Source organism: Pseudomonas sp. v388, from assembly GCF_003935425.1.
In the GTDB taxonomy this organism is placed as follows: domain Bacteria; phylum Pseudomonadota; class Gammaproteobacteria; order Pseudomonadales; family Pseudomonadaceae; genus Aquipseudomonas.
Genome location: NZ_RHQN01000004.1, coordinates 413,320 through 439,827 on the forward strand (window position 1 = coordinate 413,320; position 26,508 = coordinate 439,827).

At 61.5% G+C, this 26,508-nt stretch carries 25 protein-coding genes, 2 tRNA genes and 1 riboswitch; of the genes, 7 read left to right on the top strand and 20 right to left on the bottom strand.

Translation table 11 applies throughout. From position 1 onward, the window contains the following. Position 1 precedes the first annotated feature (1 nt). From EGJ27_RS12530 to ltaE, 6 genes are all read right to left on the bottom strand, one after another. Positions 2-75: transfer RNA gene (locus tag EGJ27_RS12530), tRNA-Arg, on the bottom strand. A gap of 110 nt (positions 76-185) precedes the next feature. Continuing rightward, positions 186-276 (bottom strand) — tRNA-Ser (locus tag EGJ27_RS12535). 62 nt (positions 277-338) lie between these two features. Further along, a complete protein-coding gene (gene csrA / locus EGJ27_RS12540; RefSeq protein ID WP_125831054.1) occupies positions 339-527 on the bottom strand; it encodes a carbon storage regulator CsrA in 189 nt (62 codons plus the stop codon). A 171-nt stretch (positions 528-698) separates the two neighbouring features. Beyond that, complete coding sequence (locus EGJ27_RS12545; protein ID WP_125831055.1) at positions 699-1,931, bottom strand: aspartate kinase; 1,233 nt, start codon at positions 1,929-1,931, stop codon at positions 699-701. A gap of 91 nt (positions 1,932-2,022) precedes the next feature. Beyond that, on the bottom strand, positions 2,023-4,647 hold the full coding sequence (alaS, locus tag EGJ27_RS12550; protein WP_125831056.1) for an alanine--tRNA ligase: 2,625 nt from the start codon (positions 4,645-4,647) through the stop codon (positions 2,023-2,025). A gap of 144 nt (positions 4,648-4,791) precedes the next feature. After that, the gene (ltaE, locus tag EGJ27_RS12555; RefSeq protein WP_125831057.1) at positions 4,792-5,796 is read right to left on the bottom strand and encodes a low-specificity L-threonine aldolase; all 1,005 of its coding nucleotides are present in this window, start codon (positions 5,794-5,796) and stop codon (positions 4,792-4,794) included. Positions 5,797-6,010: 214 nt separating this feature from the next. Continuing rightward, positions 6,011-6,175: riboswitch (FMN riboswitch) on the top strand. Between the two features lie 124 nt (positions 6,176-6,299). On the opposite strand from ltaE, the gene EGJ27_RS12560 reads away from it, so the two are divergent. Beyond that, positions 6,300-6,812 carry a 6,7-dimethyl-8-ribityllumazine synthase gene (locus EGJ27_RS12560; RefSeq protein WP_125831058.1) on the top strand — a complete coding sequence of 171 codons (513 nt, stop codon included), beginning with the start codon at positions 6,300-6,302 and terminating at the stop codon, positions 6,810-6,812. Between the two features lie 132 nt (positions 6,813-6,944). On the opposite strand, the gene astE is transcribed toward EGJ27_RS12560, so the two are convergent. The 14 genes from astE to acs all read right to left on the bottom strand — a co-directional run bounded on the left by astE (position 6,945) and on the right by acs (position 22,720). Then, positions 6,945-7,943 carry a succinylglutamate desuccinylase gene (gene astE, locus EGJ27_RS12565; protein ID WP_125831059.1) on the bottom strand — a complete coding sequence of 333 codons (999 nt, stop codon included), beginning with the start codon at positions 7,941-7,943 and terminating at the stop codon, positions 6,945-6,947. Between the two features lie 25 nt (positions 7,944-7,968). Next, the gene (locus EGJ27_RS12570; protein ID WP_125831060.1) at positions 7,969-8,256 is read right to left on the bottom strand and encodes a topoisomerase II; all 288 of its coding nucleotides are present in this window, start codon (positions 8,254-8,256) and stop codon (positions 7,969-7,971) included. A gap of 54 nt (positions 8,257-8,310) precedes the next feature. Further along, entirely contained in the window at positions 8,311-9,657 is a 1,347-nt protein-coding gene (gene astB, locus EGJ27_RS12575; RefSeq protein ID WP_125831061.1) for an N-succinylarginine dihydrolase, read from the bottom strand. A gap of 51 nt (positions 9,658-9,708) precedes the next feature. Further along, positions 9,709-11,175, bottom strand: coding sequence for a succinylglutamate-semialdehyde dehydrogenase (gene astD, locus EGJ27_RS12580; RefSeq protein WP_125831062.1), 1,467 nt, complete (start codon positions 11,173-11,175; stop codon positions 9,709-9,711). Further along, positions 11,175-12,200 carry an arginine N-succinyltransferase gene (gene astA / locus EGJ27_RS12585; RefSeq protein WP_125831063.1) on the bottom strand — a complete coding sequence of 342 codons (1,026 nt, stop codon included), beginning with the start codon at positions 12,198-12,200 and terminating at the stop codon, positions 11,175-11,177. Before astA ends, astD begins: the two co-directional genes overlap by 1 nt. A 63-nt stretch (positions 12,201-12,263) precedes the next feature. Next, entirely contained in the window at positions 12,264-13,295 is a 1,032-nt protein-coding gene (aruF, locus tag EGJ27_RS12590; RefSeq protein WP_125831064.1) for an arginine/ornithine succinyltransferase subunit alpha, read from the bottom strand. 130 nt (positions 13,296-13,425) lie between these two features. Beyond that, positions 13,426-14,643: an aspartate aminotransferase family protein gene (locus tag EGJ27_RS12595; protein WP_125831065.1), complete on the bottom strand. Its 1,218-nt coding sequence runs from the start codon at positions 14,641-14,643 to the stop codon at positions 13,426-13,428. A 326-nt stretch (positions 14,644-14,969) separates the two neighbouring features. Beyond that, positions 14,970-15,962 carry a transcriptional regulator ArgR gene (argR, locus tag EGJ27_RS12605; RefSeq protein ID WP_125831066.1) on the bottom strand — a complete coding sequence of 331 codons (993 nt, stop codon included), beginning with the start codon at positions 15,960-15,962 and terminating at the stop codon, positions 14,970-14,972. 134 nt (positions 15,963-16,096) lie between these two features. Then, a complete protein-coding gene (locus tag EGJ27_RS12610; RefSeq protein WP_125831067.1) occupies positions 16,097-16,861 on the bottom strand; it encodes an ABC transporter ATP-binding protein in 765 nt (254 codons plus the stop codon). Positions 16,862-16,883: 22 nt separating this feature from the next. Continuing rightward, a complete protein-coding gene (locus tag EGJ27_RS12615) occupies positions 16,884-17,996 on the bottom strand; it encodes a succinylglutamate desuccinylase/aspartoacylase family protein (protein ID WP_125831068.1) in 1,113 nt (370 codons plus the stop codon). Position 17,997: 1 nt separating this feature from the next. After that, a complete protein-coding gene (locus EGJ27_RS12620) occupies positions 17,998-18,696 on the bottom strand; it encodes an ABC transporter permease (RefSeq protein ID WP_125831069.1) in 699 nt (232 codons plus the stop codon). Next, positions 18,693-19,382, bottom strand: coding sequence for an ABC transporter permease (locus tag EGJ27_RS12625; protein ID WP_125831070.1), 690 nt, complete (start codon positions 19,380-19,382; stop codon positions 18,693-18,695). The genes EGJ27_RS12620 and EGJ27_RS12625 overlap by 4 nt, the downstream gene beginning before the upstream one ends. 82 nt (positions 19,383-19,464) lie before the next feature. Then, positions 19,465-20,241, bottom strand: a complete 777-nt coding sequence (locus tag EGJ27_RS12630) for an ABC transporter substrate-binding protein (protein ID WP_125831071.1) — start codon at positions 20,239-20,241, stop codon at positions 19,465-19,467. A gap of 523 nt (positions 20,242-20,764) precedes the next feature. After that, positions 20,765-22,720: an acetate--CoA ligase gene (gene acs, locus EGJ27_RS12635; RefSeq protein WP_125831072.1), complete on the bottom strand. Its 1,956-nt coding sequence runs from the start codon at positions 22,718-22,720 to the stop codon at positions 20,765-20,767. 322 nt (positions 22,721-23,042) lie between these two features. Between acs and EGJ27_RS12640 the strand changes: the two genes are divergently transcribed. The 6 genes from EGJ27_RS12640 (at position 23,043) to EGJ27_RS12660 (ending at position 26,491) form a co-directional block, all read left to right on the top strand. Further along, a complete protein-coding gene (locus tag EGJ27_RS12640) occupies positions 23,043-23,309 on the top strand; it encodes a DUF2790 domain-containing protein (RefSeq protein WP_125831073.1) in 267 nt (88 codons plus the stop codon). Between the two features lie 243 nt (positions 23,310-23,552). Next, positions 23,553-24,350 (top strand): phenylalanine 4-monooxygenase, encoded by a 798-nt coding sequence (gene phhA / locus EGJ27_RS12645; RefSeq protein ID WP_125831074.1) that lies wholly within the window; start codon positions 23,553-23,555, stop codon positions 24,348-24,350. A gap of 16 nt (positions 24,351-24,366) precedes the next feature. After that, positions 24,367-24,726: a 4a-hydroxytetrahydrobiopterin dehydratase gene (locus tag EGJ27_RS12650; RefSeq protein ID WP_125831075.1), complete on the top strand. Its 360-nt coding sequence runs from the start codon at positions 24,367-24,369 to the stop codon at positions 24,724-24,726. Next, positions 24,726-25,922, top strand: coding sequence for an amino acid aminotransferase (locus EGJ27_RS12655; RefSeq protein WP_125831076.1), 1,197 nt, complete (start codon positions 24,726-24,728; stop codon positions 25,920-25,922). The genes EGJ27_RS12650 and EGJ27_RS12655 overlap by 1 nt, the downstream gene beginning before the upstream one ends. Before the next feature lie 164 nt (positions 25,923-26,086). Beyond that, positions 26,087-26,218 (top strand): hypothetical protein, encoded by a 132-nt coding sequence (locus EGJ27_RS25065; RefSeq protein WP_256672790.1) that lies wholly within the window; start codon positions 26,087-26,089, stop codon positions 26,216-26,218. A gap of 93 nt (positions 26,219-26,311) precedes the next feature. Continuing rightward, a complete protein-coding gene (locus tag EGJ27_RS12660) occupies positions 26,312-26,491 on the top strand; it encodes a hypothetical protein (RefSeq protein ID WP_125831077.1) in 180 nt (59 codons plus the stop codon). The last annotated feature ends 17 nt before the right edge of the window (positions 26,492-26,508 follow it).

Here is a 26,508-nt window from a genome sequence, read left to right on the forward strand (position 1 = left end):
GTGCACTCGACAGGATTCGAACCTGTGACCGCTCGGTTCGTAGCCGAGTACTCTATCCAGCTGAGCTACGAGTGCATTGTGTTGGTGCCGCGCATTATAGGTCGTTAAATTCTTTTGTAAAGCACTTTTTCTAGTAAATTCAACAACTTACCGATCAAGCCAAATCTAACGCACTACATAAATAATGGCGGAGAACGGGGGATTCGAACCCCCGACACCCTTTTGAGGTGTACTCCCTTAGCAGGGGAGCGCCTTCGGCCACTCGGCCAGCTCTCCGCAACACGGGGCGTATAATAACCACCCTTTTCCCCGTTTGCAAACCAAAAATTCAAATAAAATTAATGGCTTGGTCCTTCGTCCTTCTCTTTCTTGATACGCAGATAGATCTCTTCGCGGTGAACCGCGACTTCCTTGGGCGCGTTGACACCAATGCGTACTTGATTACCCTTTACGCCGAGCACTGTCACGGTGATCTCGCCGTCACCGATGATCAGGCTTTCTGCACACCGACGGGTCAGAATCAGCATACCTTTCTCCTTACGCATTCATTCAGGGACAACACTCTGCAAACCAGCAGGCACCAGCCTGCGACGAAATCGCCACACGCCTGACCAGAGTATCGACCAGCGCCAGGAAAACCACAGCTCTGGCGCGGCGATACCCGCAGGCGCTACACCAGCAGGCCTGCCCGGAATGGATCATTCACCCTGGCGGGGAGCGTCCAGTTCGAAAGCGGTGTGCAGCGCGCGTACCGCCAGCTCCAGATACTTCTCTTCGATCACGACCGAAACCTTGATCTCCGACGTCGAGATCATCTGGATATTGATGCTTTCCTTGGCCAGCGCTTCGAACATGCGACTGGCGACACCTGCGTGGGAACGCATGCCGACACCAACGATCGACACCTTGGCAATCTTGGTATCGCCCGAGACTTCACGTGCGCCGATTTCGCGGGCGGTGGTCTCCAGCACCTGCAAGGCCGACTGGTAGTCGTTGCGGTGAATCGTGAAGGTGAAATCGGTGGTGTTATCGTGCGCAACATTTTGCACGATCATGTCCACTTCGATGTTCGCGCCGCTGATCGGGCCGAGAATCTTGAAAGCCACGCCCGGGGTGTCTGGCACGCCACGGATAGTCAGCTTGGCTTCATCGCGGTTGAAAGCGATGCCGGAAATGATCGGCTGTTCCATGGATTCCTCTTCATCAATAGTAATGAGGGTGCCCGGCCCCTCCTTGAAGCTGTGCAGAACGCGCAGCGGGACGTTGTATTTACCGGCGAACTCGACCGCACGGATCTGCAACACCTTGGAACCGAGGCTGGCCATTTCCAGCATCTCTTCGAAGGTGATCTTGTCCAGGCGCTGGGCCTGGGACACGACACGCGGATCAGTGGTGTAGACGCCATCCACATCGGTATAGATCTGGCACTCATCCGCCTTGAGCGCTGCGGCCAGCGCCACACCGGTAGTGTCGGAACCGCCACGGCCCAGCGTGGTGATGTTGCCGTTCTCGTCGACGCCCTGGAACCCGGCGACTACGACGACTCGCCCGGCCTTGAGGTCGGTGCGGATCTTCTGGTCGTCGATCTGCAGGATGCGCGCCTTGTTGTGCGCACTGTCGGTGAGAATCCGCACCTGATTGCCGGTGTAGGACACCGCCGGCACACCGCGCTTCATCAATGCCATCGCCAGCAGCGCAATGGTCACCTGTTCGCCGGTAGACACGATCACATCCAGTTCACGGGGAACCGGTTGATCGCTGATCTGCCGGGCCAGCTCGATCAGACGGTTGGTTTCCCCGCTCATGGCCGACAGTACGACCACCAGGTCGTCACCCGCCTCACGGAATTTCTTGACCTTGTCGGCCACCTGCTCGATGCGCTCTACCGAGCCCACCGAGGTGCCGCCAAATTTCTGTACGATCAAAGCCATCTCAAAGCCGCCTCAGAACCCGTTATGGGCACCCATAAAAACATTCGCACGCTGCCGACCCGCCGTCAGGCGACGGGCCGGCCAGTACGACTCAGATACCCTGCTCTACAAAAGGAACGGTCAGTGCCAGCGCAGCGTCCAGAGCGCCTGCGTCAACACCGCCACCCTGAGCCATGTCAGGACGCCCGCCGCCTTTACCACCTACGGCGGCAGCCGCTTGCTTCATCAAATCACCGGCTTTGAGTTGGCCAGTCAGGTCCTTGGTCACGCCTGCAACCAAGACGACCTTGTCCTCATGCACACTGCCGAGCAGGATCACTGCGCGGCCGAGCTTGTTCTTCAACTGATCGACCAGCGCCAGCAGCGCCTTGCCATCCTGACCATCCAGGCGCCTGGCCAGGACTTTCACACCCTTGACCTCCAGGGCTGCGGACGACAGATCGTCGCCTGCGGCACTGGCGGCCTTGGCCTGCAATTGCTCCAGCTGTTTTTCCAGCAGACGATTGCGCTCCAGCACGGCCGACAGCTTGTCCAGCAGGTTGTCGCGATTGCCCTTGATCAGGGTCGCGACTTCCTTGAGCTGGTCTTCGGCCGAGTTCAGCCAGGCCAGCGCCGCAGCGCCGGTGACCGCTTCGATACGCCGCACGCCGGCAGCGACGCCGCCTTCGCTGACGATCTTGAACAGTGCGATATCACCGGTACGGCTGGCATGGATACCGCCGCACAACTCGACGGAAAAATCGCCGCCCATGCTCAGGACACGCACGGTATCGCCGTACTTCTCGCCGAACAGCGCCATGGCGCCGCGCTTGCGAGCGCTTTCAATGTCGGTTTCCTCGGTCAGCACCGGCGTGTTCTTGCGCACTTCGGCGTTGACGATATCTTCCAGCTCACGCAACTGCTCAGGCTTGATCGCCTCGAAATGGCTGAAGTCGAAGCGCAGGCGCTGACTGTCGACCAGCGAGCCTTTCTGCTGAACGTGATCGCCCAGCACTTGGCGCAGGGCCGCGTGCAGCAAGTGAGTGGCCGAGTGGTTCAGGCCGGTGGCCTTGCGGACCTCGTCGGAAACCTGAGTCTCAACGGCAGCACCCACTTTCAGGCTGCCCGAAGCCACGACGCCGTGATGCAGGAATGCACCGCCGGTCTTGGTGGTATCGCGCACGTCGAAACGCACGTCACCGGCCTGCAGGAAACCGCAGTCGCCGATCTGGCCGCCGGACTCGGCGTAGAACGGCGTGGTGTCGAGAATCACGACGCCCTCTTCGCCTTCGTTCAGGTGCTCCACCGCCTGGCCGTCCTTGTACAGGGCAACCACCGAGGCGCTGCCGCTGGTGGCGGCGTAGCCGGTAAACGTGGTGGCGACATCGACCTTGACCAGGCTGTTGTAGTCCATGCCGAAGGAGCTGGCCGAACGGGCACGCACGCGCTGGGCTTCCATCTCGCGCTCGAAACCTTCCTCGTCGAGGGTCAACTCACGTTCGCGGGCGATGTCGCCGGTCAGGTCCATCGGGAAACCGTAGGTGTCGTACAGCTTGAACACCACTTCACCCGGAACCACCGAACCCTTGAGCTCGGCCAGATCCTGCTCGAGAATTTTCAGGCCCTGCTCCAGGGTCTTGGCGAACTGCTCTTCCTCGGCTTTCAGTACGCGCTCGATGTGCGCCTGCTGTTGAACCAGCTCGGGGAACGCAGCACCCATTTCGCCGATCAGCGCGGGGACGATCTGATAGAAGAAGCTGCCCTTGGCGCCCAGCTTGTTACCGTGACGGCAAGCGCGACGGATGATCCGGCGCAGCACGTAGCCGCGACCTTCGTTGGAGGGCAGCACGCCGTCGGCGATCAGGAAGCCGCACGAACGGATATGGTCGGCCACCACCTTGAGCGAGGCCTGGTTATCGTTGGTGCAACCGATGGCCTTGGCCGATGCGTTCAGCAGGCTCTGGAACAGGTCGATTTCATAGTTGGAATGAACGTGTTGCAACACGGCACTGACACGCTCCAGCCCCATGCCCGTGTCCACCGACGGCGCCGGCAACGGGTGCAGCACGCCGTCGGCGGTACGGTTGAACTGCATGAACACGTTGTTCCAGATCTCGATGTAACGGTCGCCGTCTTCTTCCGGCGAGCCGGGTGGGCCACCCCAGATTTCCGGACCGTGGTCGAAGAATATCTCGGTGCAAGGGCCGCACGGGCCGGTATCGCCCATGGTCCAGAAGTTGTCGGACGCGTAAGGCGCGCCTTTGTTGTCACCGATGCGCACCATGCGCTCCGGCGGCACGCCGATGTCCTTGGTCCAGATGTCGTAGGCTTCGTCGTCGGTGGCGTAGACCGTCACCCAGAGTTTTTCCTTGGGCAGGTTCAGCCACTTTTCCGACGTCAGGAAAGTCCAGGCGTAGGTGATTGCGTCGCGCTTGAAATAGTCGCCGAAGCTGAAGTTGCCCAGCATCTCGAAGAAAGTGTGGTGACGTGCGGTGTAGCCGACGTTTTCCAGGTCGTTGTGCTTGCCACCGGCGCGCACGCATTTCTGGCTGGAGACGGCGCGGGTGTAGGCGCGTTTTTCCTGACCCAGGAAGCAGTCCTTGAACTGGTTCATGCCTGCGTTGGTGAACAGCAGGGTTGGGTCGTTGCCCGGAATCAGGGAGCTTGAAGGAACACGGGTGTGACCTTGCTCTTCGAAGAAGCCAAGGAAGGCTTCACGGATTTCTGCGCTTTTCATAGGTTCTTCCACGGAGACTGCGGCCAGAGGCAAGTGCAAAACGTCAGATGACGTAGCGACGGCAAAGGGCCGCATTATATAGGCGTTGCGTCCTCGGTACAGTGTGTTTGTACGATAGAGACAAGTTACTGGATTACCGGTGTGCTATTGGTTGCGGAACCCGGCGAATGCGGCAATGACCGTTTCGATCTGCGCAGCGGATACATCCATATGCGTGACCATGCGCAACCGGGGCGCGGCGCTCAGGCTGATACCACGCTCGGCACAATAAGCCTTGAGCGAAGCGGCGCGGTCTCCGATCCGGACATAGACCATATTGGTCTGAACCGGCTCGACGCTGTAGCCCAGTTCGCTCAGGCCCTGCGCCAGCAGGGCCGCATGGGCGTGATCGTCCGCCAGCCGGTCCACGTTGCGCTCCAGGGCGTAAAGCCCCGCCGCCGCGAGAATTCCGGCCTGACGCATGCCGCCGCCGACCATCTTGCGCAGCCGCCGCGCCTTGCCGATCAACTGTTCCGAGCCACACAGCACCGAACCTACCGGCGCGCCGAGCCCCTTGGACAGACACACCGACACCGAATCGAAATGCCGGGTAATGTCCTTGATGTCCACACCCAGCCCGACCGCCGCATTGAACACCCGTGCGCCATCCAGATGCAGCGCCAGGCCGTGGTCGAGGGTCAGTTTGCGGGCTGCGGCCAGGTAATCGAGCGGCAGCACCTTGCCCTGCAGGGTGTTTTCCAGGGCCAGCAAACGCGTGCGGGCAAAATGGAAGTCGTCCGGCTTGATGGCCGCCAGCACCTGGTCCAGGTCCAGCGAACCGTCGGCCTGCACCTCCAGCGGTTGCGGTTGGATCGAGCCAAGCACTGCGGCACCGCCGCCTTCATACTTGTAGGTGTGCGCCTGCTGACCGACGATGTACTCCTCGCCGCGTTCACAGTGCGCCATCAGTCCCAACAGGTTGCTCATCGTGCCGCTGGGCACGAACAGCGCCGCCGCGAAACCCAGCCGTTGCGCGGTCGTCGTTTCCAGCAGGTTGACGGTCGGATCTTCGCCGTAGACATCGTCGCCCACCGGCGCGGCCGACATGGCCTCAAGCATCCCGGCCGTGGGTTTGGTCACTGTGTCGCTGCGCAGGTCGATGGCGGTCATGAAGTACTCCCTGAATTCGATGATCAAAGATGCTCTTGCCACAAGACGCTTGCAACAAGGCTTTGCGACGCTGCACGACATGATAATCGAGGTCCGCGACCCTCGATACTGCACCGCCTTATACGAAAAAGGTAGGAAGGCTGTATGAAACTGTCCATGCAGGTTGGAAAAAACTGTGATAAAAATCCCCGCGTCGGCGCAACACTACGCTCGGCAACGTTCTCAGGGCGGGGTGAGATTCCCCACCGGCGGTGATGACGCAACACGCGTCCAGCCCGCGAGCGCTTGGAGACGGCCGCTTCGGCAGCGCCTTCAAGGTCAGCAGATCCGGTGTGATTCCGGAGCCGACGGTCATAGTCCGGATGAAGAGAGAGCGGGATCAGCGTCTACAGATCCGTTTGCAAGCCTCAGGTGAAGCTACATCGCCTGGAGACATTTCATACGGAACCTGAATCCCTTTCGATCCAATGCCCTGTTTTTTTCATAAACAGGAGTCAGAACACGTGCAACCCACTGCCATCGACAGCAAGAGCAAGACCCTTCCCCACGAGCGCGTCGCGTTCATCCAGGCCAGCTGGCACAAGGAAATCGTCGACCAGAGCCGCAAAGGCTTCGTCGCCGAAATGGCCAGACAGGGCTACGCCGAAACCGACATCGATTTTTTTGAAGTCGGCGGCGCCTTCGAGATTCCGCTGCACGCCAAGCTGCTGGCCAAGACCGGTCGCTATGCCGGCATCGTCGGTGCGGCGCTGGTGGTTGACGGCGGTATCTACCGTCACGAATTCGTGGCCCAGGCGGTCGTCAGTGCCTTGATGCAAGTGCAGCTGGAAACCGAAGTACCGGTCTTTTCCGTAAGCCTCACGCCTCATCACTTCCACTCAGGAGAAGAGCATTACAAGTTCTTCTACGACCACTTCGTGCACAAAGGCGAAGAAGCCGCCAAGACCTGCGCCGACACCCTGAACAAGATCCGGGCGATACGTCGTCTGGATGCGCAGCAGAAAGCGGCGAGCTGACGCTGCACGCCGGATCGCGACCAAGGTCGCTCCTACAGCTGATGGGTGCCCCGCAATCGCTGTAGGAGCCGGCTCGTTACAAAAAACCCGCTTGTAGCGCCTGTACCGATCTCTTTGCGAATCCGGTTGCTGCTAGAGGTCCGGCGTAGGCACTATCAGGATCCCGGCACGCAGCCCCACGGCCACCTTGGGGTTGGGAAAGATGATCCGCGCGTTTTCTTCCTCCACCACCCAGCGTTCACCACCGGCGTCTTCGGCCAGCACATAGCCCTGCGCCAGCGGGGAGAAATTCTCGACGTTATCAGCCAGGTTGAAAGTGAACGCTTCGCTGCGCTTGATGATCTCCCGGGCCACGCTGAACAACTGCATACCGGTCAGATCGACCAGCGCTTCAGGCTCACGCCCTTCAATCATCTGCTCGAGCCGCAACCGAAGTGCCGAAAGGTTGACCTGTTGGTTCTCGCCGAACGGCCGTGCCTTGCCAAGTTCCAGGGTAAAAGCCTCTACGCCCAACTGGTCATAGGTGTAGGCGCTGAACACAATGGACGGTTTGTTCTGCAACAGCACTGCGTTCATGCCCGCCGCACGAAGCCGCGCCAGTTCCGTGCGGGAATGCACCCGCCCTTCCTTGAAGGGATACAACGCGAACTGCTCGATACGCGAGCCGCGAATGGCAGTGTGCAGATCGTAGTGCAGACGGTCACGATCCGGCAGGCTGAAGAACGTTGCCGCCAGGCGCTCCAGTTCACAGGCCCGCAGCGCTTCCGGCCCGCCGCTGAGCTGGTGACGGCCGTTGAACAGGCGATTGACGTCCTGTTCGACATAGCGCACGCCGCGGCGCATGGCTTCGGGGTTGCCGAACAGGAACAGGATACGGGCGCGTGGCTTGAGGTCGCCACGGGCGATGGCACGGATCAACTCATCCAGCAGCTCGATGGGGGCGGTTTCGTTGCCATGGATACCGGCTGACAGCAGCAGGTCGCGGCCAGTGTCCCGGTCCTCGGGCGGGCGGACTTCCAGAGCGCCCTCCCCCAACCAGCGCAAGCGAACCCCGCCCACGGTCATTTGCGTCTTTTGCGCCGGCTCGCGTCCGGCCAGCGTCAGTTCAAGCAATTTGCCGAGGGCAAGCATGGGCCGCCTCCTTGATGCGCAGACCTTAGTGGTTGCAGTCCGGGCCGTGGACGTGATCGTCTTCTTCGGCGCCCAGGTCAGCCGGCTCCATCTCCAGTTGCAGGCTGACCAGGTTGGTTGCCAGCGGACGCAGCAGCAGGTTGGCGTATTCGGCGTCACCTTCTTCGACATCCACACCGATCAGCAACTGGCCGCGGCCGTCCTGCTGGATCCAGATTTCCTTACCCTGCCAGACCACCGCCACGCGGGTACAGGAGGTTTCCAGCTGGGTGCCGTCGGTGTCTTCAAGGATTAACTGCAGGGCGTCGCTCATGGTCGGATTCTCTGAATAAGGAAAAATCGTGCGCCGTTTGCGGCGCACAGGTTGTCAGCCGAGCTGAAAAGGATAAACGGCGCCCAGTTTAAGGATTTGCGTCAGTTCATCCAATGCCGTGCGGCATTCAGTCAGCAATTGCGGGTCGGCCAGATCGGTTTCGCTCATGCGATCGCGATAGTGCCGGTCGACCCAGCGGGTCAGGTTGTCATACAGCGGTGCAGTGAGGATCACGCCGGGGTTGACTGCCGCCAATTCGTTTTCATTCAACGCTACGCGCAGCCTCAGGCACGCCGGGCCACCGCCGTTCTGCATGCTTTGCTTGAGGTCGAAGACCTGCACCTGATTCACAGGGCCGTTGCCGGAGATCAGCGATTGCAGGTATTGCCAGACCCGTTCGTTGGCCTGACATTCCTGCGGGACGATCAGCAGCATCGAACCGTCGGCGCGGCTGAGTAGCTGGCTGTTGAACAGGTAGGAACGCACGGCGTCTTCCACCGATACGTCGGCACGCCGTACGCAGATCGGCTGGAAGCGCGCGCCCACCGCCGCGAGTTTGTCCCGCAGTTCGGCCAGCACCCGCTCGGCATCGAGAAACGCGTCCTCGTGGTAGAAAAGCACTTCGCCATTACCGACTGCGATCACGTCGTTATGAAACACGCCCTGATCGATCACCGCCGGATTCTGCTGGGCATACACCACGCCCTGCTCGCTCAGGCCGTGCAGCCGCGCCACGGCCATGGACGCTTCGAGGGTCTGGCGCGCCGGGTACTTCTGCGGCATCGGGTAGCGGGTGTCGAAAGCGCTGCGGCCGAACACGAAAAACTCGACGCCGGCCGCGCCATAGTCGCGGCAGAACCGGGTATGGTTGGCCGCGCCTTCGTCGCCGAACTGCGCCACCGACGGCAGCGCCGGATGGTGAGCAAAATGCGTCGAATCGGCGAACATGGCGCCCAGCACGCGGCTGGTGGTCGGGTGTTCGATGCTGCGGTGATACTTGCAGTTGAGGTTGGCGGCCGTGAAGTGCACGCGCCCGTCACGGGTGTCGGCGCTGGGGCTGACGGTGGCGGCGTTGGCCACCCACATGCTGGATGCCGAACAGCTGGCGACCAGCAACGGCATGGCCTGGCGCGCCGCCTGCTCGATGACCTGCGCATCGTTGCCGCTAAAGCCCAGCTGGCGCAACGCGGCGATGTCGGGCCGTTCCTGGGGAGCCAACACACCCTGGGTGAAACCCATGTCCATCAGCGCCTTCATTTTCGCCAGGCCTTGCAGCGCGGCTTCACGAGGGTTGGCACTTTGCTGGCTGTTGCTCTGGGACGCGACGTTACCGTAGGACAACCCGCCGTAGTTGTGGGTCGGCCCGACCAGACCGTCAAAATTGACTTCGCAGGATTTCATCGGCGTGGCTCCGTGGATCTGTTTCTTATAGGCATACAAGTGGCATCGCTTTCAGGGCAGGCGGATGCCGGGGCTCAGCGTGGTCGGTAAAGCCAGGCTGCCGGTTTCCAGTGACGCCACCGGATACGCGCAATAATCGGCCGCGTAGTAAGCGCTGGCCCGGTGGTTGCCCGATGCGCCGACACCGCCGAACGGCGCGCTGCTGGCGGCGCCGGTCAGCTGCTTGTTCCAGTTGACGATACCGGCCCGGCTTTGCAGCCAGAACTGCTGGTAGCGCTCCTGGGAATCCGACAGCAAGCCCGCGGCCAGGCCGTACTGCGTGGCATTGGCCTGGGCGATGGCCGCGTCGAAATCGGCGTAGCGCACCACTTGCAGCAACGGTCCGAACAACTCTTCGTCGGGGCGCTCGCTGACTGCGCTGACATCTAGGATGCCCGGCGTAAGCAGCGCGGCGTCCGGCTCGGGCTGGGTCATCGCCAGCAGCGCGACGCCGCCCTTGGCCATCAACTGCGACTGGGCGCTGAGCAAGTCCTGCGCGGCCTGCAAGGAAATGACCGAACCCATGAACGGCGCGGGCTGCCGGTCAAAGGCACCGACCTCGATGGTCGCCGTCACCGCCACCAGCCGTTCGAGAAACGCGTCGCCCCAGGCGCCCTGCGGCACCAGCAGGCGGCGCGCACAGGTGCAGCGTTGTCCGGCAGAGATGAATGCCGACTGGATCACCGTGTACACCGCAGCGTCCACATCCTGCACCTGGTCGACGACCAACGGGTTATTGCCGCCCATTTCCAGCGCGAGAATCTTGTCCGGACGGCCGGCGAATTGCTGGTGCAAGGCATTGCCGGTACGGCTCGACCCGGTGAAGAACAACCCGTCGATGCCGGGGTTGGCCGCCAGCGCGATGCCGGTCTGGCGACCACCCTGCAACAGATTGAGCACACCGGCCGGCAATCCCGCGACAATCCAGCACTCGACCGTCAGCTGCGCAACTTTCGGGGTCAGCTCACTGGGTTTGAACAGCACGCAATTGCCGGCCAGCAGCGCCGGAACGATATGCCCGTTGGGCAAGTGGCCCGGAAAGTTGTAAGGACCGAAGACCGCCACTACGCCGTGGGGTTTATGGCGCAGCACGGCGGTGGCGTCGCCCAGCGGGCCGCTCTTCTCGCCGGTACGCTCACGATAGCTCTGGATCGAGATGGCGACCTTGTTGACCATGCTGGTCACTTCCGTCGCCGATTCCCACAGCGGCTTGCCGGTTTCTTCACCAATGCAGTAGGCCAGTTCGTCGGCACGCGCCTTGAGGCCGGCGGCGAACGCGTCCAGCACCTGAATACGCTCGTCCAGGGAACGCCGAGCCCAGGCAGGAAAAGCCTGACGCGCCGCGCTGACGGCGGCCTCGACCTGAGCCGGCGAGGCACTATTGCCTGCCCAAAGGACTTGTTGCGTCACCGGGTTCAGCGATTCGAACGCCGCGCCCTGCCCGTTCTCCCAAGCGCCTGCGATATAAAGCGAAGCCATTACACAGCCTCCTTGCCCGGCGACAGTGGCACAGCCCGCACGTTGTCGCCCGCGCTCATGCGCAAGCGTTTGGCGGTGGCCGGATCGACCACCAGCGTACCGGCGGCGAAGCGTGCCGCCGCCACGGTGATCCGGCAGTCTTCGCGCTTGCGGTTGTAGATCAGAAATTGCGGCGCATCGTCACCTGGCGTACCGATTGCCAGCACCAACGCCTGGCTGTCGCGCACCGCGCGGATCTTGCCGGTTTCGCATTCGATGGCCGGGCCGGCATCGAAGATGTCGACGTAACCCTGATAGGTAAAGCCTTCGGCCTTGAGCATGGTCAAGGCAGGCTCGGTATCGGCATGCACGCGGCCGATCACGTTGCGTGCATCTTCGGAAAGAAAGCACGAGTACAGCGGAAACTTGGGCATCAGCTCAGCGATGAATGCTTTGTTGCCCACGCCGGTCAGGTAGTCCGCCTGGCTGAACTCCATCTTGAAGAAATGCCGACCCAGGCTTTCCCAGAACGGCGAGCGACCGTTTTCATCGGACATGCCGCGCATTTCCGCGATGATCTTGTTGCCGAACAGGCGCGGGAATTCAGCGATGAACAGCATCCGCGCCTTGGACAGCAGGCGACCGTTGAGGCCGGTGCGGGCGTCGCTGCGCAGGAACAGCGAGCACAACTCCGAATTGCCGGTCAGGTCGTTGGCCAGGAACAGGGTCGGAATTTCGCGGTAAATGTTGAGTTCCTGCGAGGCACTGACGGTCAGGCCAACGCGGTAGTTGTACCAGGGCTCGCGCAGGCCGACCGCACCGGCAATCGCGGAGATCCCGACCACGCGCCCGTCGTCGTCTTCGAGCACGAACAGGTAGTCGGCATCGGCACGCTCGGCCTCGCCGCGGAAGGTCTTTTCCGCCCAATCCACCCGATGCGCCAGGCGCTTTTCGTTGGCAGGCAGGGTCGTCAGGCCGGCGCCCGTGCTGCGCGCCAACTCGATCAGCGCCGGCAAGTCACTGCTGCGTACGGGACGAACGATCATCTTCTCTCCTCATCAGGCCCTTCTTGAGCCCAAGAAACTCGCTAATCAGCTGCAACGCGGGGCTCAGACCGCCACGATCCGCACGCTGGCACCTTCACCGACACCCAGGGCTTCAGCCGCCTGCAGGCTGAGCACCACCGGCCTGCCCGGCGCCCAGTCCAGCTCCAGCAAGGCCGACCGGTAGTCCTGCAACAAGCCGTTGGCGACCAGATACAGGCGCCCGCCTTTGCCGACGTCCGCGCTTTGCCCGGTCTCGACCTTGACCGGCACCAGCCGGCTCTGGGCGATGGAACGGATTCCCGACACCCGCGCGTGCAGGGTCGGCCCGCCGTCGAAGATGTCGATGTAATGATCGGTCTCGAAGCCTTCGCGCATCAGGATGTCGAAGGTGATCTGCGCCCGCGGATGCACCTGGCCCATGGCTTCCTGGGCGGCGTCGGGCAGCAGCGGCACGTAGATCGGATAATGCGGCATGAGTTCGGCAAGGAAGGTCCGGCTTTTCAGCCCGCACAGGCGCTCGGCCTCGGCGTAGTTGAGGTCGAAGAAATTGCGGCCGATGGCATCCCAGAACGGCGAATCGCCGTTCTCGTCGCTGTAACCGACGATCTCGGTGACCACCGAATCGGCGAACCGCTCGGGGTGGCTGGCGACGAACAGCAGGCGACCCCGGGAATTGAGTTCCGACCACGCTGTGCCGACCAGCTCCGGCACCACATAGAAGCTGGTCAACAGGCTGTTGCCGGTCAGGTCGTGGCATTGGGAAAGCACGTGGATTTTGTTGTGGATCTTCAGTTCGCGGGAGGCATGCACGAAGGTCTCGTTGCGAAAGCTATAGAACGGCTCGGAATAGCCGGCCGACGCGACGATGCCCGAACACCCGACCAGACGACCGCTGTCGGTGTCTTCCAGCACGAAGAAGTAGGTTTCTTCGCCATTGAAGCTGACTTCCGCAGCGAACGAGGCTTCCGAAGCGCCGATCTTGTCGCTCAGGCGGCCGGCATCGTCGGGCAAGGACGTGACACCAATCGGGCTGTCGGCGGCGAGGCGTTGAACCTCGGCCAGATCAGCCATTTGCGCGGGGCGCATCACCAGCATGGTGCCACTCCTTAACAGCTCGACAGGACACAAGGCCCGTCACAGATAAATTGCGCCGCGCGGCAACCACCGCCCGGCGCAGGAAAATGACCAGTGCCCGCACCGTGGCGCGCACCGGGGTTTGCAGCAATCAGGCAGTCAATCTGGCGACGGCGCGCTCGAAGCGGTCCAGGCCTTCTTCGATATCGGCGTCTTCGATCACCAGGCTTGGCGCGAAGCGGATCACGTCCGGGCCGGCCTGGAGAATCATCAGGTTCTCGGCTTCGGCAGCATTGAAGAAGTCCTTGGCCTTACCCTTCCAGGCGTCGGTCAGCACACAACCGATCAACAGACCCAGGCCGCGCACCTGGGTGAATACGCCGTACTGCTGGCCGATCTTTTCCAGACGAGCCTTGAAACGCTGGTGCTTGTCCTGCACGCCGGCCAGCACTTGTGGCGTGTTGACCACATCGATCACCGCTTCGCCGACCGCACAGGCCAGCAGGTTGCCGCCGTAGGTCGTGCCATGGACGCCGACCGCGAAATGCTTGGCCAGTTTTTCGGTGGTCAGCATGGCCGCCAACGGGAAGCCGCCGCCGATGCTCTTGGCGCTGGACAGAATGTCCGGAGTCACGCCGTAGTGCATGTAGGCGAACAGCTGGCCGCTGCGGCCCATGCCGCTCTGCACCTCGTCGAACACCAGCAGCGCGTTGTGCTGATCGCACAATTCACGGGCGCCTTGCAGGTATTCGCGTTCAGCCGGCAACACGCCGCCCTCACCCTGGATCGGTTCCAGGACGACTGCGCAGGTCTTGTCCGAAACCGCCGCCTTCAAGGCTTCCAGGTCGTTGTACGGCACATGGCTGATGCCGGTGATCTTCGGCCCGAAACCATCGGAATATTTCGGCTGACCGCCGACGCTTACGGTGAACAGGGTGCGGCCGTGGAAGCTGTTGACCGCAGCGATGATTTCGTACTTTTCCGGGCCATACAGGTCGTGGGCCACCCGACGTGCCAGCTTGAACGCTGCTTCGTTGGCTTCGGCACCGGAGTTGCAGAAAAACACCCGCCCGGCAAAGGTCGCATCCACCAGCTTTTGCGCCAGGCGCAGGGCCGGCTCGTTGGTGAACACGTTGGAGACATGCCACAGGTTGTTGGCTTGCTCGGTCAGGGCACCGACCAGCGCCGGGTGGCAGTGGCCCAACACGTTGACGGCGATACCGCCGGAGAAATCCACCAGTTCACGGCCCGCCTGGTCCCAGACTCGGGAGCCCGCGCCACGAACCGGAATGAACCCGGCCGGCGCGTAGTTGGGGACCATTACCTGGTCGAAATCGGCGCGTTGCACCGCAGCATGCTCAACGGACATCGGAGTCTCCTGAAGAGGAACGCTTGCCTGGAACTGGCGAGCGATTGAAGGATTGTAAGGACAGAACCGGCCTGCACCTTGTCGCCAAGCGACAACTTGTTACAGCGCATAACCGGGTTTTTTCAAGGCTTTCGGCAATGCGACATATTGCGTCACAAAGGCGCAGTTTAAACCGTTTGCCTGGCCGGTAGGAGCCAGCTTGCTGGCGAAGACGGTATTTCAACCGACGCCGATGATGCGGCTGATGCCCCTGTTCGCCAGCAAGGCGGAACGCCGCCCCGGTGGCTCCTGCAGCTGGCGCGCAGCGGCAGCAAAATCTGTAGGGGTTATCCCCGCTCGGCAGGTACCGACGACAATTCGAACGGACTGCTGCTGCGGCGCTGGTTGCGGTCTTCGCGAGGCGTGGCGCCGAAAAAGTTGCGGTAGGCGCTGGAGAAGTGCGGCCCTGAGGAAAATCCGCAGGACAGGCCGATCTGGATGATCGACTTGCTGGTCTGCATCAGCATCTGGCGCGCCTTGTTCAGGCGCAACTCCAGGTAATACTGACTCGGCACGCGATTGAGGTACTGCTTGAAGATCCGTTCCAGCTGGCGCCGCGAGACGCACACATGCTGGGCGATTTCGTCGGTGGTCAGCGGTTCTTCGATATTGGCTTCCATCAGCAGGACCGCCTGGGTCAGCTTCGGATGGCTGGAACCGAGACGATTCTGCAACGGAATGCGCTGGCGCTCGCCGCCTTCGCGAATGCGCTCCACCACCAGCTCTTCCGAGACGGCACCGGCCAGTTCCGCACCGTGATCCCGGGACAGGACCGCCAGCAAAAGGTCCAGCACCGACATGCCGCCGCAGGCCGTGAGCCGGTCACGATCCCAGTCGAACAGATGGCTGGTGGCGATGACCTTGGGGAAGCGCTCGTTGAAATCATCCTGCCAGCGCCAATGCACTGCAGCGCGGTAGCCATCCAGCAGGCCCAGTTGGGCCAGCGGATAGACGCCGGCCGACAAGCCGCCGATGGAGCAGCCGGCGCGGACCATCTGCTTGAGCGCAGTCGCCAGCGGCGCCGCCATGGGCGCCGGCGGCTCGTCGGCCAGCAGGAACAGTTTCTGGAAGCCTTCCAGACGCCCCGTCCAGGGTTCGCCCGGCAATCGCCATGCAGCCTCGGCCGCCGGCGCACTGGCAGGCTCGGCCTGCAGGAAGGTCAGTTCATAGACGACTTCGGGGTGAACGCTCTGGGCAACACGCAAGGCTTCCTCGGCCAGCGCCAGGGTCAGCGCCTTGGTGCCGGGCCATACCAGGAAACCTATTCGATGGGCAGTCATTGGGGCATCCGAATACTTATCACCGCAAAAAGCCGGACCTCAACAGGCCAGGTCTCAAACATCCAGGACAGGTGGCGTGCTGCGCAGCATGCCCTGTTCTGCCGCAAAAGGCACCGCTCGCACGGTGCCGACGATCACTTCAGGCTGCCGGACAAAAACTGCTGCAAACGCTCGGACTGCGGATTGACCAGCACCTCGCGCGGATTGCCGCGTTCCAGCACCACGCCTTGATGCAGGAAAATCAGCTGGTTGGACACTTCACGGGCAAAGCCCATTTCGTGAGTCACCACCACCATGGTCCGGCCTTCCTGGGCCAGGCCCTGCATCACCTTGAGCACGTCGCCCACCAGTTCGGGATCGAGCGCGGAGGTCGGTTCGTCGAAGAGCATGACTTCCGGCTCTACCGCCAGCGCCCGGGCAATCGCCACGCGCTGCTGCTCGCCGCCGGACATGTGGCCCGGATAGGCGTCCTTGCGGTGCGCGACGCCGACCTTGGCCAGATAATGCTCGGCCTTTTCCAGCGCTTCCTTCCTGGAAACGCCGAGCACATGCACCGGCGCTTCGATCACGTTCTGCAACGCGGTCATGTGTGACCACAGGTTGAAATGCTGGAACACCATGGACAACCGCGAGCGCATGCGCTGCAACTGTCTGGGGTCGGCGGCTTTCAGGCCACCTTCCTTGTTGGGCACCAGCTTGAGTTCCTCGTTGTTGAGCAGGATCTTGCCCGCATGAGGTTGCTCGAGCAGGTTGATGCACCGCAGGAAGGTACTTTTGCCCGAGCCGCTGGAGCCAATGATGCTGATCACATCGCCTGCCTTGGCCGTCAGGGACACGCCCTTGATCACTTCATGACTGCCATAACGCTTGTGCAGGTCCAGGACTTCCAGTTTGTTCATGCTTTCGGTTCTCACAAAACAGTCAATCACTGAGCAGGCGCCCTTGGCGCAGCGCAGTGCGGCCCGCCACTTTGGCCAGCCAGAAACCCGGTTGGGCGTAGCGAAGCCGCTCGATGGCGAACAACACGCCGGCGGTATTCGCACAAATGGTGCTGGCCTGATCGGACAGCGGGTCGATGACTTCGAACAATGGATCGCCGACTTCGACCTGATCGCCGGCGGCACGCAGGAAGGTCACCACGCCCGGATGCGGCGCGTACAACAATTCAGTTCCTTCGAACGGCATGCCTTCGCAAGGTTCATGAGCCGCCGGCGGCCAGTCGCCACCGATGAAGCCCTGCTCGGCCAGGAACGCCAGTATGCCGTCGGCATGGGCCTGGGCCTGGGCCTTGCCGGTGTCGGCCTGACCGCCCAGCTCGATCGTGGTCGCCAGGCACGCCAGGGGAATCTGCGCCTCAGGGAAAATCCGGGACAGGCGCAGCCAGGGCAACGAGCAGGCTTCGTCGAACGAACTGCCGCCCGAATCCTCGGCCAGCAGCGCGACCTGCACGTTCAGGTGCGCCGACAGCGAACGCCACTGCGGCCAGTGTTGCGGCAAGGCATACATGTGCAGCGCGGCATCGGCATCGCAGTGCAGATCCAGCACCACATCGGCCGTGCAGGCGTGGCCGATCAGCAGGCGCTGCAGGCCCTGCAATTCGCTCTGGGCCGGCGGCAGGTTGTCCAGCGCGGTGCTCATCGCCTGACGGATCAGATGAATATTGGCCCGCGGGTCGTCGCCCAGCTGGCCTTCGAGCAACTCGGCCACCGGCTCGCTCAACTCGGTGAAGTCCCGGTTGAAATTCTTGCCGCTGCCAAATTCGAAACGCCCTTGATGGGCGCCTTGCAGCAACTGACCCAGGCCCAACGGATTGGCCACCGGCACCAGCTCGATGACGCCCTTGAGCGCGCCCTGGCTTTCCAGTTCGGCGAGACGCTTTTTCAGTTCCCACGCGGTGCGCATGCCGGGCAATTCGTCGGCGTGCAGGCTGGCCTGAATGTAGGCCTTGCGCTCGCCGCTGCCGAAACTGAAGACGCTCAATTGGCGCTGGGTGCCCAGGCTGCTCCAGGGCAATACGTGATCGATTCTTTGCATGTCAGACCTTCCGTGGGGCCAGGTAACCCAGCCAGCGGCGCTCGGCAAGCTTGAACAGCCGCACGAGGATGAAAGTCAGGCACAGGTAAAACACGCCTGCGGTGATATAGGCCTCGAAAGGCAGGTAATACTGGGCGTTGACGGTTCGCGCCGCGCCGGTGATATCGATCAGGGTCACGATGGAGGCCAGACTGGTGGTCTGCAACATCATGATCACCTCGTTGCTGTACTGCGGCAGCGCACGACGCAATGCCGAGGGCAGCAGGATGCGCCGGTACATTTTCATCGGCGACATGCCCACCGCCCGCGCCGCTTCGATTTCACCGGCCGGCGTGGCTTTCAGGCTGCCGGCGATGATCTCGGCGGTATAGGCGCTGGTGTTGATCGCAAAGGCCAGGCACGCGCAGAACGTCGCGCTGGACAGCCAGGGCCACAGGAAGCTGTCGCGCACCGCTTCGAATTGAGCCAGCCCGTAGTAGATCAGAAACAGTTGCACCAGCATTGGCGTGCCGCGAATCACATAGGTGTACAGCCAGGCGGGAAGATTGACCCAGCGCCGTTTCGAGACGCGCATCAGGCCCAGCGGCAACGCGGCGAGCAGGCCGATGGCCAGGGAAATGGCCAGCAACTTCAGGGTCATCAACATTCCGCTGAAGTACAGCGGCAGGCTGTCCCAGACGACGTTGTAGTCGAAGATCATAGGTCAGCCGCCCTTACGCCCACGGAGTAACGTTTTTCAAGGAAACGCAAGGCGAGCAGCGAGACGCTGGTGATGATCAGGTACATGGCCGCAACCGCCAGGAAAAAGGTAAAGGGTTCGCGGGTGGCATCGGCCGCCTGCTTGGCCTTGAACATCATGTCCTGCAAGCCGACCACGGAAATCAGCGCCGTCGCCTTGGTCAGGACCAGCCAGTTATTGGTGAAGCCGGGAATCGCCAGGCGAATCATCTGCGGAACCAGAATCCGGAAGAACACTTTGAAACCGCTCATCCCGTAGGCCATACCGGCTTCGGCCTGCCCTTTGGGAATGGCCATGAACGCACCGCGAAACGTCTCCGACAGGTAGGCGCCGAAGATGAAGCCCAGGGTGCAGATACCGGCGGCCAGCGGATTGAGATCGATGTACTCGTCGTAACCCAACAGCGGCGCGACGCGATTGAGCAGGTCCTGGCCGCCGTAGAAAATCAGCAGGATCAGCACCAGGTCGGGAATACCGCGGATCACGGTCGAATACAGATCGCCCAGCCACGCCAGCCAGCGCACCGGCGACAGACGCAAGGCCACGCCGATCAGACCGAGGACGATTGCCAGGGCCATCGAAGACAGTGCCAGCTGCAATGTCAGCCCGGCCCCTTCGAGGATCACAGCCCCGTAGCCTTTCAACATGATGTGCGGTCCTCAAGCGTGTAATAAAAATGGCGCAAACCAGGTTGACCTGTTTGCGCCATCTGGGTCAGTACCTGACGATTTACTTGCCGTAAATGTCGAAGTCGAAGTACTTGTCCTGGATTGCCTTGTATTTGCCGTTGGCACGGATTGCCGCGATAGCCGCGTTGATCCGGTCCTGGTTGGCCTTGTCGCCCTTGCGCACGGCAATGCCGATGCCTTCGCCGAAGTATTTCGGATCAGCGAACGACGGGCCGACGAACGCGTAGCCTTTGCCCGAATCGGTTTTCAGGAAACCGTCCTGCAACAGCGTGGCGTCGGCGACGGTACCGTCCAGACGACCCGCGCCGATGTCCAGGTAGATCTCGTTCTGCGAACCATACGGCGTCACGACCACACCCAGCGGCGCGAGGACTTCACGGGCGAAGCGCTCGTGGATCGAACCGCGCTGCACACCGATCTTCTTGCCCTTGAGTTCAGTCAGGTTGTCGCTGACCACGGTGCCTTCCTTCATGACCAGGCGAGCCGGGGAATTGTAGTACTTGCCGGTGAAGTCGACCGACTTCTTGCGGTCGTCGGTGATGGACATCGACGACAGGATCGCATCGATCTTGCGAACCTTGAGTGCCGGGATCAGGCCGTCGAACTCTTGCTCGACCCAAGTGCACTTGGCTTTCATCTCTTCACACAGAGCGTTGCCGATGTCGTAGTCGAAGCCCACGATGCTGCCGTCCGGCGCCTTGGAAGCGAACGGAGGATAAGCAGCCTCGATACCGATTTTCAGGGGCTTTTCGTCTGCGAAGGTCGGCTGCGCAAGCACGGACAAGGCGAGCGCGCCAAGAAGCATGAGCTTTTTCATTTAGGACTCCATCGGTGAAGCACGACAAATGGCAGAGTGAGCAAAAGCCCAATATGCGAAGGACATCTAGAGAGAGCGTCGCCGGGCACAGGATGGCATAGCATCAACCGGCAGGCCTGTGGCGAATGAGGGGGCATTTTAACGGCAGGCCCGAAGTCGATATTTCTTCAATGCGACAACTAGTTACATAACCGCCAGCAACACCCTGCACGCAGCTTGACGCAGAAAAGATTATGTGATTACGCAAATTCGGGACAACCGATTAAAGCAGCAAAAAACGCGCCCATTATTCGCGCAGCCTTGTGATCCGGCAAGCCCAGCGTGCCGATTGGCTGGATTTGCTTTGCGGAACCCACAGCACTCGCGTTTTTTCGCTTCGCACGTTTCCTGAAGAAGCAGATGAACCGCCTACCCAGGCAGCCGGTAACAGGCGAGGGCCGGCCCCTGCGCCGACAGTGTCTTCGGAAACGACAACGCCCCGCGCAGCAGCTACCGCGCGGGGCGTTGTCAGCCACTCAGCGGATCACGCGGCGCTCATGGTCTTGTGGGTGTCGATCAGATGCTGGACCACGCCCGGATCGGCCAGGGTCGAGATATCGCCCAGCGAATCGTATTCCGCGGTCGCGATCTTGCGCAGGATGCGGCGCATGATCTTGCCCGAACGGGTTTTCGGCAGGCCCGGCGCCCACTGGATGAAATCCGGCGAGGCAATCGGCCCGATTTCCTTGCGCACCCAGTTGCGCAGTTCGATGCGCAGGGCTTCGTCCGGCGTTTCCCCGGCATTGAGCGTCACGTAGACATAGATGCCCTGCCCTTTCAGATCGTGCGGCACGCCGACCACCGCCGCTTCGGCGACTTTCGGATGCGCCACCATCGCGCTTTCGATTTCGGCGGTACCCATCCGGTGGCCGGAGACGTTGAGCACGTCATCCACCCGGCCGGTGATCCAGTAGTAGCCATCTTCGTCGCGGCGGGCGCCGTCGCCGGTGAAATACATGCCGCGGAAAGTCTTGAAATAGGTGTCGACGAAGCGGTCGTGATCGCCATAGAGCGAGCGCGACTGACCCGGCCAGGAATCGAGAATCACCAGATTGCCTTCCGCCGCGCCTTCGATGAGGTTGCCCAGGTTATCCACAAGCGCGGGAATCACGCCGAAGAACGGGCGCGTCGCCGAACCGGGCTTGAGTGCCGTGGCGCCCGGCAGCGGGCTGATGAGAATGCCGCCGGTTTCGGTCTGCCACCAGGTGTCGACGATCGGGCATTTCTGCTTGCCGACCGTGTCGTAGTACCAGCCCCACGCCTCGGGGTTGATCGGCTCGCCGACCGAACCGAGCAGGCGCAGGCTGGAGCCGTCGGCGCCTTCCACCGATTTGGTGCCCTCGGCCATCATGGCGCGGATCGCGGTCGGCGCCGTGTAGAGAATGTTGACCTTGTGCTTGTCGATGATCTTCGACACACGGGTGATGTCCGGATAGTTCGGCACGCCTTCGAACAGCAAGGTGGTCGCACCGTTGGCCAGCGGACCGTAGACGATGTAGCTGTGACCGGTGACCCAGCCCACGTCCGCGGTGCACCAGTAGACTTCGCCTGGCTTGTAGTCGAACACCCGCTCATGGGTCAGCGCGGCATACAGCAGGTAACCGGCGCTGGTGTGCAGAACGCCCTTGGGTTTGCCGGTGGAGCCGGAGGTATAGAGGATGAACAGCGATTCTTCGGCGCCCATTTCCTTCGGCGCGCAGGTGCTGGAAGCGACTTCCAGCAGCGCGTGATACCAGATGTCGCGATGGCGGTTCCATTCGATATCGCCGCCGGTGCGCTTGCAGACAATGACCTTCTGCACGCTGCTGGTTTCCGGGTTGGTCAGGGCGCGGTCGACGTTGGCCTTGAGCGCAGTCTTCTTGCCGCCGCGCAGGCCTTCGTCGGCGGTGATGACCACCTTGGACGCGCAATCGATGATGCGCCCGGCCAGGGCTTCGGGCGAGAAGCCGCCGAACACCACCGAGTGAATCGCGCCGATCCGCGCGCACGCCAGCATGGCGACCACGGCTTCGGGAATCATCGGCATGTAGATGGTGACCACGTCACCGCGGTGTACATCCTGGCCGCGCAGGGCGTTGGCAAACTTGCAGACTTCGGCGTGCAGTTCGCGATAGGTGATTTCCCGGTGCTCGGACGGATCGTCGCCTTCCCAGATGATCGCGATGCTGTCGCCGCGCTCTTCAAGGTGGCGGTCGAGGCAGTTGTAGGCCACGTTGAGGGTGCCGTCGGCAAACCATTTGATATCGACGCGGTGGTCGTCGAAAGAGGTCTGCTTGACGTGGGTGAACGGTTTTATCCAGTCGAGGCGCTGGGCTTGCTCGCGCCAGAAACCGTCGGGGTTGACCACCGACTGTTGGTACATCGCCTTGTAGGTGGCCTCATCCGTCAGCGTAGTCGCTGCGACTTCTGGGCGGACGGGATACAGGGGAGCTGCACTCATCTTGGTTACCTCGGTGGATAGTTGTTGTTTTATGACCCTGTTGTATCCCGCCACCTGATGCCGGGCCATTCGACGATGGTCTTACCGGCAGGGCGAACCTGGCCGCGCACCCAGGGTGGGCAACGGGGGATTGTTGCAATTTTGCTAAAGAGCATTATCAAAAGCGCTCGTATATAACTTCCGGCAACCGGCCTAGAATTCTCTTCGCCAAAACGGCAACAGTTGGCAGCCCCCACGAAGGCTTTATAAAACATTCATTCCCGCAGTGAACGCCTGAACCATTCGGGAGGCGCACCTGCTCGACTTAAAGAAGGTCATCAACATGAGAGTTTCGTTATTGGTTATCGCACTTTGCGGTTTCAGTACTCTGGCCCTGGCTGAAGAATCGGAAACCAAAGTGGCGGCGCAACAGGCGCGTATCGAGCAATACACTTACGATTCCCACCCGGATATCGCCCGTGTGCTGAGCATCGACCCCATTCCGAGCGTCTGCAAGGTGGTGCCGGCCCGTATGATCTATGAAGATCACCAAGGGCAGCGACATATCATGAGTTATCAGGTGATGGGCAACGGTTGCAGCAACGGCTGATATAACCGCCCCCTTATAAGCCACCGCCTCCCGAGTTGTTCGAGAGGCGGGCTTTTTCATGTTCGATCCGCTTCATGAATAATGTTTCACCCTGCTGTAGCAATGAAGCGTCTGCGTTATATGGCCACGTTAATTCATATGCAGCATTTATTTACCCACAAGTGATATGCAAAAAAACCGACGGCTTGGGTCGCGGTAATGAACTACGCTTGCAGGACAATAACTCCGCCAGAGGAGATCGACATGTCCTGCACCCGGTACGTGGCTCGCGAGCCAGACGCCACGGGGTTTATCGACTACCCGCAAGCCGAGCATGCGGTGTGGCATACCTTGATCACTCGACAACTGAACGTCATCGAAGGCCGGGCCTGCCAGGAATACCTCGACGGCATCGCGCAACTGGGCCTGCCCCATGAGCGCATCCCGCAGTTGAGCGATATCAACAAGGTGTTGGGGGCCACGACCGGCTGGAAGGTCGAACGCGTCCCGGCGCTGATTCCGTTCCAGACTTTTTTCGAGCTGCTGGCCAGCAAGCGCTTTCCGGTGGCGACGTTTATCCGCAGCGAACAGGAACTCGATTACCTGCAAGAGCCGGACATCTTCCACGAAATTTTCGGTCACTGTCCGCTGCTGACCAATCCGTGGTTCGCCGAGTTCACCCACACGTATGGCAAGCTGGGCCTGAGCGCCAGCAAGGAAGAGCGCGTGTACCTGGCGCGACTGTACTGGATGACCATCGAGTTCGGCCTGGTGGATACGCCTGAAGGCCGGCGCATCTATGGCGGCGGCATCCTCTCGTCACCCAGAGAAGCGGTGTACAGTCTGTCCGGCGAACCGGAACATCAGCCGTTCGACCCAATGCAAGCCATGCGCACGCCCTACCGCATCGACATTCTGCAACCGTTGTACTTCGTGCTGCCGGACCTCAAGCGCCTGTTTGACCTGGCCCATGAAGACATCATGGGCATGGTCCGCCAGAGTATGCTGCTGGGCCTGCACGCTCCGAAATTCGCCCCGCGCCCGTCCAAAGCGACGGCCTGATCAAGGAAGCCGATTCATGACGACCCCACTCCATCAAGCCAGCTGCGAAGCCTGCCGCGCCGACGCCCCACACGTCAGCGAGGCCGAATTGCCTGAGCTGTTGCGCCAGATCCCGGACTGGAACATCGAGGTGCGCGACAGCGTGATGCAGCTGGAAAAAGTCTTTCTGTTCAAGAATTTCAAATTTGCGCTGGCGTTTACCAACGCGGTCGGCGAAATTGCCGAAGCCGAAGGTCATCACCCCGGTCTTCTGACCGAATGGGGCAAGGTGACCGTGACCTGGTGGAGCCATTCGATCAAGGGGCTGCACCGCAACGACTTCATCATGGCCGCCCGCACCGACGAGGTGGCCAAGAGTGCCGAGGGCCGCAAGTAATGCATTTCAAGGATATCCAGCGTGTGCCGGGTGACCCGATCCTGGGTTTGATCGAGGCCTACGCCAATGACACCAACCCCGCCAAGTTCGACCTGGGGGTTGGCGTCTACAAGGATTCGCAGGGCCTGACCACCATTCCCCGCGCAGTGAAGCTGGCCGAGCAGCGGCTGGCGGACACGCAACTGACCAAGACCTACATCGGCGGCCACGGCGAGCCGCGTTTCGGCGCCCTGCTCAGCGAAATGGTACTGGGCACTGATTCGCCTTTGCTGGCAGCCAGGCGCGTGGGCGCGACCCAGACGCCGGGCGGCACCGGCGCGTTGCGCCTGGTCGGTGAATTCATCGCCCAGTGCCTGCCGGGCAAAGGCATCTGGCTCAGTGACCCGACCTGGCCGATCCATGAATCGATCTTCAACAAGGTCGGCCTCAAGGTCAGCCATTACCCTTATGTTGGCGCCGACAATCGCCTGAATATCGAAGGCATGCTCGACACCCTGCGTCAGGTGCCGGAAGGCGACGTGGTGCTGTTGCACGCTTGCTGTCATAACCCGACCGGCTTCGACCTGTCCCACGAACAATGGCAGCAAGTGCTGGAGATCGTGCGCAGCCGCAACCTGCTGCCACTGATCGACTTCGCTTACCAGGGCTTCGGCGATGGCCTGGAGCAGGATGCCTGGGCGGTGCGCCTGTTCGCTGCCGCGCTGCCGGAACTGCTGATCACCAGCTCCTGCTCGAAGAACTTCGGCCTGTATCGCGAGCGCACCGGCGCGCTGATCGTCACCGCCGGCGACGCGGAAAAGCTGGCGGATGTGCGCAGCCAGTTGGCCAACATTGCCCGCAACCTCTGGTCCAACCCGCCGGACCATGGCGCCGCCGTGGTGGCCGAGATTCTCGGCGATGCGGAGCTCAAGAGCCTGTGGGTCGAGGAAGTGGAAGAAATGCGCCAGCGCATTGCGCAACTGCGCATCGGCCTGGTCGAAGCGCTGACGCCGCTGGGGCTGGGGGAACGCTTTGCCCACATCGCCCGGCAGCGCGGCATGTTTTCCTACACAGGTATCAGCGACGAGCAGGTGGCACGCCTGCGCCATGAGCACAGCGTGTACATGGTCAATGCGGGGCGAGCGAACATCGCCGGGATCGATGCCTCTCGCCTCGATCAGTTGGCCCAGGCGATAGCGGCGGTCTGCAAGGGCTGAGCCGCAGGCCGGCGCTTCTCGCGCGGACAGTGAAAAGCGGTTTCTGTTTGCGCGAGATGACCAACGGGGCAAAAAAAATCCGGATTGTCATTTTCTCTGGGGTATCCTGCGCAGGCTTTTTTAAGCACGGTTCTATCTGAAACCCCTTGCGAGGAGCGACGACGATGCATGAAATCCCAAACTTCCCACCAGGCCAACAGGAACCACAACAGTCGACGCTGGCGCAACAAGAGCTGGGTCAGGCTGTCGCAATGAAAGCAGCACCGGCCAAGGAAAAACTGGCCACCAAGCCTTGAGCAATGCCTGAAGGCGATTGTTTTCAGGCGTATCGAAATCCGGTCTGGCCGAATTTCAATACGCCTGGAATACCCACCTGAGAAGGCCCCGCCATGACCGATTTCGACGAACCCCAAGCCGCCGCGCTGATCGACGCCGCTGAACAGATGATCGAGATCTGGAACCATTTGAGTCCGGAGAAGCAAAGCGCCCTGCTGGCTCGCTTCGGGACGCAGGAAAATGCGCTGGCAGCCTTGATCACCACCCGGCTGGTCGCGCCGCCTGCAGAATGAAGCGTGGGCTGTACCTG